General features: G+C 37.0%; 7 protein-coding genes. 3 read left to right on the top strand and 4 right to left on the bottom strand.

Annotated elements, in window-relative coordinates; genetic code table 11:
• Positions 1–207: 207 nt before the first annotated feature.
• Entirely contained in the window at positions 208–1,830 is a 1,623-nt protein-coding gene (locus tag ESZ26_RS09700; RefSeq protein ID WP_146796978.1) for a methyl-accepting chemotaxis protein, read from the bottom strand.
• A gap of 643 nt (positions 1,831–2,473) precedes the next feature.
• The gene (locus ESZ26_RS09695; protein WP_223271594.1) at positions 2,474–3,883 is read right to left on the bottom strand and encodes a M20/M25/M40 family metallo-hydrolase; all 1,410 of its coding nucleotides are present in this window, start codon (positions 3,881–3,883) and stop codon (positions 2,474–2,476) included.
• Between the two features lie 205 nt (positions 3,884–4,088).
• On the opposite strand from ESZ26_RS09695, the gene ESZ26_RS09690 reads away from it, so the two are divergent.
• Complete coding sequence (locus ESZ26_RS09690) at positions 4,089–4,751, top strand: hypothetical protein (protein WP_146796975.1); 663 nt, start codon at positions 4,089–4,091, stop codon at positions 4,749–4,751.
• A 44-nt stretch (positions 4,752–4,795) separates the two neighbouring features.
• On the opposite strand, the gene erpA is transcribed toward ESZ26_RS09690, so the two are convergent.
• Both erpA and ESZ26_RS09680 read right to left on the bottom strand, forming a co-directional pair.
• Complete coding sequence (gene erpA / locus ESZ26_RS09685) at positions 4,796–5,137, bottom strand: iron-sulfur cluster insertion protein ErpA (RefSeq protein ID WP_070375537.1); 342 nt, start codon at positions 5,135–5,137, stop codon at positions 4,796–4,798.
• 217 nt (positions 5,138–5,354) lie between these two features.
• Positions 5,355–6,086, bottom strand: a complete 732-nt coding sequence (locus ESZ26_RS09680; protein WP_146796973.1) for a DUF6776 family protein — start codon at positions 6,084–6,086, stop codon at positions 5,355–5,357.
• Positions 6,087–6,162: 76 nt separating this feature from the next.
• Here ESZ26_RS09680 and ESZ26_RS09675 point away from each other — a divergent pair, with 76 nt between their 5' ends.
• A complete protein-coding gene (locus ESZ26_RS09675) occupies positions 6,163–7,866 on the top strand; it encodes a chloride channel protein (protein WP_146796970.1) in 1,704 nt (567 codons plus the stop codon).
• On the top strand, positions 7,863–8,294 hold the full coding sequence (locus ESZ26_RS09670; RefSeq protein ID WP_146796967.1) for a CopD family protein: 432 nt from the start codon (positions 7,863–7,865) through the stop codon (positions 8,292–8,294). The genes ESZ26_RS09675 and ESZ26_RS09670 overlap by 4 nt, the downstream gene beginning before the upstream one ends.
• Positions 8,295–8,382 lie beyond the last annotated feature (88 nt).

Raw genomic sequence — 8,382 nt, 5'->3', positions numbered from 1 at the left:
TCGGACTTAATACCTTTGGCTGCTTGCTTAGCAAATACTTCTAGTTCTTTCTTATTCATAGTCTGCCTATCCTAAACCCTATATGGGTATTAATGATAGGCAGTTACACAGATTTTGTTACAGGGTCGGGATTAGAGCTGATGATTTTGCTCTAGATATGAACAAAATCATCGAATTTCTCTTAATGGAAGGGTGAAGTCTTAAACTTTAAACTTTAAACTTCGATGTAGCCTTCTGTAATTGTATGGCATTTTGATCAACTAAATGAGCCACATTACCAATCTCTTCAATCGCGGCTTGAGTCGCTCCAAAACTGTTGTACATTTGCTCAATATTATTGACAACTGTCTCAGCAACGCAAGATTGCTCTTCTGTTGCAGTGGCAATTTGGCTGTTCATTGAACTGATGTGACCGATTTGCTCTTTAATATTTGTTAAAGACTTATCTACTGCAAGCGAGATTTCTTCATTGTTGTTTGCTTTTTCTCGTGCTAATCCCATGGTACTTACCGATTGGTCAGCAGCTGAAATTAGCTTGTCTAATAAACCACGAATTTCAGTAGTGGATAATGCTGTTCTTGAAGCTAAGCTTCTAACTTCATCGGCAACCACAGCAAAGCCTCGTCCTTGCTCACCCGCTCTAGCCGCTTCAATTGCCGCGTTTAACGCTAATAAATTGGTTTGCTCGGCGATGCCATTAATAACATCAAGAATTTTGTTCATGTTCTGCGAATCTTTAGCAAGCCTATCAACCACATCAGCTGCATTACCGATTTCGTGGACTAATTCGCCTGAGATAAGTAAAGAGCGCTGAACATTTTCCATGCCCCGGTTCACTTCTGCTTCTCCAGAGCCAGCAGCATTTGCAGCTTCTGCAGCAGACTTAGCTATATCAGTAACACTAAATTGCATTTCAACCATGGATTGTTTTGTTATTTCAGCCACTTCTGCTTGGCTTTGCACATTGGCATCAACATCACGTACCTTTTCAGCTAATTGTTCAGCACTTTTTGTTAGCGGTGGAACAACATCAATAACATCTGAAACTATACCTCTTAGTAACTGAGTAAAAGCATTAAAGTTCTTAACAACGCTGCCTAATTCATCTTGGCTCATTACTTCAATTTGGTTAGTTAAATCGCCATCTCCTTCTGCCAATTCTTTTAAAGAGGCATCAATATTTAAAACTGAATGACTAATTGAACGCGCAATTACGATACTCAATAGTGACATTATCACCAAGAGTAAAATACCGACTAAAATGCTTAAATCTCTTGAGTCACTAGAGTTAGTCACTGTTTCTTCAACGAGGGTATTAAATACCATAGCCGCCTTTGTTTTATCTTGTTTTAGTCGCTCAGTGACCTCTTGAAAAACATTAGACTTTTTTTCAATACTGATTTTTGTTGATGCCGATTGAAAATCAATTTCCTCTTTAATAAATCCTGCTGAAATCTTGCGCGCGATATCATTATACTCTTTGCTTAATGAGACCAGTGCAGATGTATCGGAGAACGAAGGTTCAAGTGAGTTAATACGTGTTAAATTATCGGCTAACACCACGACTAACTGGCTGGCTTGATCAATTAACTCTTCATCACCAAAAGAGACACTTTGGTTGTAAAGCTCGTCTACATGTTGCCAAGTATTAACATTCTCACTGGTTAAGTTAACTAAGTGAATAGTGGTATTTTGAATGGTTTGTAATAATATCTGGTTTTTAGAAATAGCGGTAATATTAATAAGTAAGTTAATAACAAAACTCAAAATTGCAATCGCTAATATCGCTAAAATTTTATGAAATATAGGTAATTCTTTAAAAAACTTCATATTTATCCTAATCGTAAATGGTGTACGTTGCCTTGTACATTGTTAAAATACTTAAATAATAAACCCTTTGGGCCTTCAAAAACTTTTAACTACTTTTACATTAGCATTCTCTTCAGCTGAGCTTATATAAAACTCAATGACTAGAGTCCTTTCCACACAATGCCCTTACCCTATAGAAATTTTTATAGATCATTTATTTGATAAGTAAGCCTACAGATATTCAATAGTTAGGCTCAACTTATTATGAAACATAGGATAATCAGCTCGGCACGTTCTTAGTAAACCTATGTTCAACGCTACCACCATTTAATACTTTACCAGCATTAACATGAGTAAACACAAATAGATTCCATCTGCCTTTTTCAATAAGACTTAAAGGAACAAAGTGGAAGTCCATTGATTTACAATCGGAGAAAAATTTTAGAGGTCCTCTATCAACTTTTAATGCGTATATTCATTAAAAGTTAAGTTTATAGTTCCAATAAAATCAAGAAAACAATAAATGTTTTCTGAGACTTGTAACAATAAGAGAGAAAAGGTCGGGTACTAAATCAAAGTGATGACCTTTTATATTTTAGGCCTGATGAGAGAATGAGATAATGAGTCGTGAAAAATAAGCCTTCATTTTTCACGACTCACCCAGTTATTTTCTAAAGTTAATTTCTGACTGGGCTGAAAAGTAAGCAAACAAGGTATAAACGGCAGTTGCTTGCTTTAAGTCATCTGCGTTTACTTTGTCCAAGGTATCGTTTTCTGTATGGTGATAGTCAAAGTACTTTGTACCATCAGGAGCAAAGTTCATGCTTGGCATACCTGCCGCGCTCATCACACTCATATCTGATTGTGCTTGGGCATTATTATCGTTTGATAATTCAACACCTAATGGTGCTAGATGTTTAGCAAGATCGTTAATTGCCGTTAATGATTCTTTACCAACACCCGAAGTCATTTTATAAATTTTACCAACACCAAAGTCCCATTCCGCGCCAATTATATGGTTAGCCATATTCTTTTCATGGACCTCCATATATTTTTTTGCACCTAATAAGCCAACTTCTTCAGCCGCAAAAAGAATGACGCGTATAGTACGCTTTGGACGTATAGGTAATTGGGCAATGTGATGAGCAGAGGCCAACATCATAGCAACACCCATACCATCATCTAATGCACCCGTACCGACATCCCAGCTATCAAGGTGGGCACCAATTGAGACGATTTCATCAGGGAATTCACTACCAGTTATTTCCCCAATAACATTAGCAGAAACAGCTGTAACTTTGGGGTCTGTATGACTGGTTAGCTTTAAATAGAAATTGACTGGCTTGTTACGTTTTAATTGATTAACCAGTAAGTCTGCATCAGGATTTGAAAGCGCAGCCGCAGGAATTTTTTTAACGCCAGCTTCGTAGCGCATAATACCGGTATGAGCGATACGGTTATTGTCTGTACCTACAGAGCGCATAATTAATGCTGACGCGCCTTTTTTAGCTGCAACAACTGCACCACCAACACGTGTACCTACGGCCGGACCATAACCATTACCGTCGATATGCTCTTCCATTTGATAAGAAACAAATGCAATTTTTCCGTTTAAACTATTATCCGGTGCCGCGATCAAGTCCGCTAAGGTTTCAAAGTGAGCAACTTCGCCAGTCAATCCTTCATCACTGGTTGCAATACTACCACCAAGGGCAATGGCAACGACGTCATGTGGGTATGGTGTTATAATTTTCGCTTGTGCTTCACCGCGTTGCCAAAAAGTGCCCGTGACTTCTTCTGTCCACACTTTATCAAAACCTAATGCGTTCATTTTAGCTTGTGCCCAAATGATCGCTTTTCTATCACCTTCTGATCCCATTAATCGATGGCCCACTTCTGTCGTTAAAGATTCTAAGACTTGATAGGATAAATCAGATTGCAGAGCGGTATTTTTTAATTGTGTCAGTTGTTTAGTTTCTGATTCAGTCAGTGTTGCCGCTGAGCTTGATAAAGCTAAAAAAACACTACTCAACACAAGCGTTTTTATTACAGATTGAAAAGGCACTTTAAGCATTATATTCCCTTTTATAGGTATTATTGATCATAGAATGAATTCAGTATCAAGAATCTGACGCCGACATGCAAATAGCTTCGCCTTAAAAAAGTAGCAAACTATCTTTATTAAAACTAATTAGTGTTAATTAAGGTAAAACTGAACTTTTTTCAAATTTATAACTCAATATTGCAGGAGTAAATATAAAGTAAACAGGGAGGTGCATTTGAATAAATTAAGTAAAGGGCTGACCTTCTCGATTATCTTACATATAATTTTACTGGTCATTTTTACGCAACCGTTTTCCCCCTCCCAACTTAAAACAGTAGAGAAACACGCTTCAGTTAAACCAATTCAAGCACGTCTATATTTTCCTTCCCAGCAAAAGGAACAAGTGACTCTTGTTCCCAAGAAGGGTTCGCTAGCAATTGTAGAAGATCTGCCGGTAGCTGAAAAATTAGTTAGCAATAAGTTGGCAAAAAAAATTCCCCCTACAAAAATACAGCCGGCAAAACCATCTAAACAGCCAAACGATAAAAACGCCTTAACCCGGAAAATATTAGGGAAAAAAATAGGAAAAACTTCACTAGATAAACTAAGGCAACGTTTACATAAGCAAATTATTGAAAACGCTGCAAACGACAACTTAAATAAGTTCTTGACCGATAAGAGGACGATTGACCGCTCTATCACCAAATATAATCAGTTAGCGCTAGCGACAGCAAAAATTAAAGAAGTAGATTGTAATAACAGTACATTTAATAGCGCGGTAAAAGCGATGTCAAGCTTGCTTGGCGGTAGTATAAAATGTAATAGCATACCTAATTTAAAAGGTTTCTTAAATAAAAGTACTGGTCAGGCTGAAAAAAAGACACAAAAAAACCAGTGATATTATCGCTGGCTTTTCGTTAATCGCAAGGTAACTAAAGATAATTAGATTGAGAAAGAAGATCCACAACCACAGGTTGATGAGGCGTTAGGGTTATGAACTAAAAATCGGCTACCTTCTAAGCCTTCAATATAGTCAACTTCTCCGTCAACTAAATATTGTAAGCTCATCGGGTCAATAACCATAGTGACGCCTTTTTTTACAATAGTCATATCACCGTCGTTCACTTTTTCATCAAAAGTAAATCCATATGAAAATCCTGAGCAACCACCGCCTGTTACATAAACGCGTAACTTCAATTCCGGGTTCTCTTCTTCTGTGATCAAAGACAATACTTTATTAGCTGCGGCATCGGAAAATTTTATTGGTAATTCGGGAGTTGACATATTGCTCTACTTACAAAGGTGTTACGGGAGTGTCTCGCGTGTATTATCTTAAACTTGACTAATTTAGTCAAGTATTGACTGAGATAGTCAAGTGTATTAAAAAAAACGATGTCTAATGAAGTAAAATAAGGCGCAAAATCGTCATTAGAAAATGAAAGTGCCTTGCTAATTGAAAGCTATTGGCCAAAGACAATCACTCAGCTAAAAACATTCAAAATTATTGGCTGTTTTTTAATAAATCATTCCAGATATAGCTCTCGTCTAATCGCTGATATTTCTGCCATCGATTTTTTGGCAAAATAGTAGCTAACGCTAACTTTTCTGGTAAAAAGTTTGCTGGAAGAGTGAACTCTCCTGCAACAATTTGAAAATATTGAAAACTAAAGGATAAATCTTTCTTTGTCGATACAGATATATTACTTAATTTTAATTCGCTCGGTTTATTATCTAAACTACCCAATAAAGTAAAATCGACATAGCCTTTAGCAAAACGCTTACGTACTTGCTGCTGCACTAAGACAATTTGAAAACGAAAATGATGTGGGCTGGCTGTCGGATGAAGCATAATTCTGTCAATAGCTAATCCATCAGCGGTTTTTTCTGGTGCCATTACTTTTTCATAAAAAGCTAATTCTTTTTTGACTTCATAATGTTCAGATTCCATGCTTTTCAAAAGCTCTTGAGAGTGCTGATTCGCCATGCGTTCAACTTCTAGCTCTACTTCAAGGGTATTAATCTGACTATTTTGCTGAACATTTTTTTCATAGAGTTGACTCAATCGCGTTTGCTGTTGCGCTAACGTTTTAACTTGATAACCATGATAAAAATTCCCAACGCGATAGCCACTGTAGAGACAAATGACAATCACGAGAAGAAGTAAAAGCGCGGAACGGAATGCGCCTAGACGGACAACAACCGTATTTAGATTTATTTTTGCTAACCAATTCATTTGAAAAGTATTATGATATCCAACGAGTTAATAAATATTTTAGGCTAAAACAATAAAAGGTGCCCCTTTCATTATTATGATATCGCTCTCTTTACTTAGAAAACGTTTAGCCTTACCGAGAACTTCTTGGCAACTTTGTTTGTTAGCCGCTATAGGTGGCACTGCATCTGCACTTTTAGTTGTGCTATTCACCTTCAGCATTGAAACAATCCAAAGCTTTTATTTAAGCCAAAAAGATAACTATACCAGTTTAGATGCGTTAAGTCGTTTCCATTTGCCTATAGTCGGCGGATTAGTGATTTTATTATTTGCTTGGCTGACGGGCTACCAGTATTTGCGTACCGGTATTCCTTTTGTGTTACACCGCTTAAAAGTGGCTAATGGCATCATCCCACTTCGTAATACCTTAAATCAATTTTTCGGCAGTGTGGTTGCATTAGCCTCAGGGTTTTCGGTTGGAAAAGAAGGGCCTGCGATACATTTAGGAGCCGCTTGTAGCAGTTATATTGGCAACAAGTTAAATCTGCCGTTTAATACCATACGAACACTATGTGCATGTGGTATTGCTGCTGGAATTTCCGCTTGTTTTAACACCCCCATTGCCGCAGTTATATTTGTTATGGAAGTTATTTTACGTGAGTATAAAGTACATATTTTTATTCCTGTAATGATCGCTTCGCTAACCGGTTCAATGATCACCCGAAGCCTTTTGGGACCTACCCATGAGTTTGGATATTTTAATAAAATATCCCTCAGTTTCCATCATTACCCTGCACTGGTTATATTAGGGTTAATACTCGGCTTATTAGCCTATGGTTTTAACCGATACTTAGTCCTTATTATAAAATATTCAAGCTCAATCCCTATCGTAACTCGCATCATGCTAGCAGCATTAATTACTGGCACACTGGGTTTTTTCGTCCCCTTTGCTATGGGCACAGATTTAAGTGCAATAACGTTTGCGTTAAACAACAACCTTCATTTACAGTTATTGCTAGTTTTACTATTTGCCAAAATATTGATGACAATTACCGCCTTGGGTTTAGGTATTCCTGGCGGTATTATCGGTCCTATTATTGGTATTGGTGCGATTGCAGGCACCTGTGTTTCAGTCTTAGTTACCGGTTACCTACCCGGAGAAAACTTGGCTGGTGACTATGCATTAATGGGTATGGCGGGTTTTTTAGCGGCGACCCTAAATGCTCCTCTTGCTGCATTGTTAACCGTAGTTGAGTTGTCAAATCAGTTAGAAGTCGTTGTGCCAGCGATGATAGTCATAACCACTGCCTGTGTATTTTCAGGACAATTTTTTAAAAACCGATCGGTGTTTGTTATGCAACTTGAGCAACAGGGTCTAAAATATCGAAAATCCCCCATCGAAAAATCATTACAACGTATCGGAGTGTTAGGCGTTTTACAGGAAAATATTAACGTTTATCAACAAGAATGTTCGGTGGAAGTATTAAGTTCGTTGAAAAACATTGAATTGTTAAATCATGTTATTATTGAATCCGCACCTAAAACAGAAAATCTCAGCTCTTATTCAACATTTTCATGGTTAAAAATAGCACACGACCCAATCACTGAACGTGTTGAAATAGTACAATTACAACTACTACCTTTACCAAGCCAATCAACTTTAGCTGAAGCCTATTTAGCCCTAATTGAACAGCGAGATGGTGGTGTCTATATTTATGATAATGATCCTAATGAGATCTTGGGTATTATTACTTTTGAGCAAATCAGAAGTTATCTATTAGAAGGAAAAACAACAGTATGACGACTCTTTTATGGTTACAAGCTTGCCATGTTTTTTTTATGATCGCTTGGTTTGCCGGTGTTTTTTATTTACCACGCCTGTTCGTTAATCATGCTGAAACTTCTAGTAATGAGGTCGCAGAGCATTTAAAGGGCATGGAAAAACGTTTGTTATATTTTGTAACACCTTTCGCCCTGTTAACCGTTTCTTTAGGCATAGCCTTGATTTATTATTATGGATACGCTTGGTTTATCGCTTCAAAATGGCTGCACTTAAAAATAACTTTAGTGATTTTACTGCTCGCTTACCATGGTTATTGTTTTAAGTTAGTTAAAGATTTTAGAGAAGATAAAAATGTACGTTCAGGAAAGTTTTATCGAATTTTTAATGAATTTCCCGTCCTTATATTGCTAGTAATATTATATTTGGTCTATTTAAAACCTTTTTAATTAGTGATCTTTAACTATATTTTTGATTTATAGCTGATGACGAAATTTCAATCAATTAGGTGAGCTCTTTGATTTAGACCAACAGAAA

It is taken from the genome of Colwellia hornerae, from assembly GCF_007954355.1.
GTDB lineage: Bacteria > Pseudomonadota > Gammaproteobacteria > Enterobacterales > Alteromonadaceae > Colwellia_A > Colwellia_A hornerae.
The sequence above is the reverse complement of the archived record's forward strand: the minus strand, read 5'-3'. Positions and strand labels throughout refer to the sequence as shown.

What these genes read in the sequence shown, in the direction of transcription:
- ESZ26_RS09700 (WP_146796978.1), bottom strand. Translation starts at nt 1,830, where the DNA reads ATGAAGTTTTTTAAAGAATTACCTATATTTCATAAAATTTTAGCGATA.
- ESZ26_RS09695 (WP_223271594.1), bottom strand. Translation starts at nt 3,883, where the DNA reads ATGCTTAAAGTGCCTTTTCAATCTGTAATAAAAACGCTTGTGTTGAGT.
- erpA (WP_070375537.1), bottom strand. Translation starts at nt 5,137, where the DNA reads ATGTCAACTCCCGAATTACCAATAAAATTTTCCGATGCCGCAGCTAAT.
- ESZ26_RS09680 (WP_146796973.1), bottom strand. Translation starts at nt 6,086, where the DNA reads ATGAATTGGTTAGCAAAAATAAATCTAAATACGGTTGTTGTCCGTCTA.
- ESZ26_RS09675 (WP_146796970.1), top strand. Translation starts at nt 6,163, where the DNA reads ATGATATCGCTCTCTTTACTTAGAAAACGTTTAGCCTTACCGAGAACT.
- ESZ26_RS09670 (WP_146796967.1), top strand. Translation starts at nt 7,863, where the DNA reads ATGACGACTCTTTTATGGTTACAAGCTTGCCATGTTTTTTTTATGATC.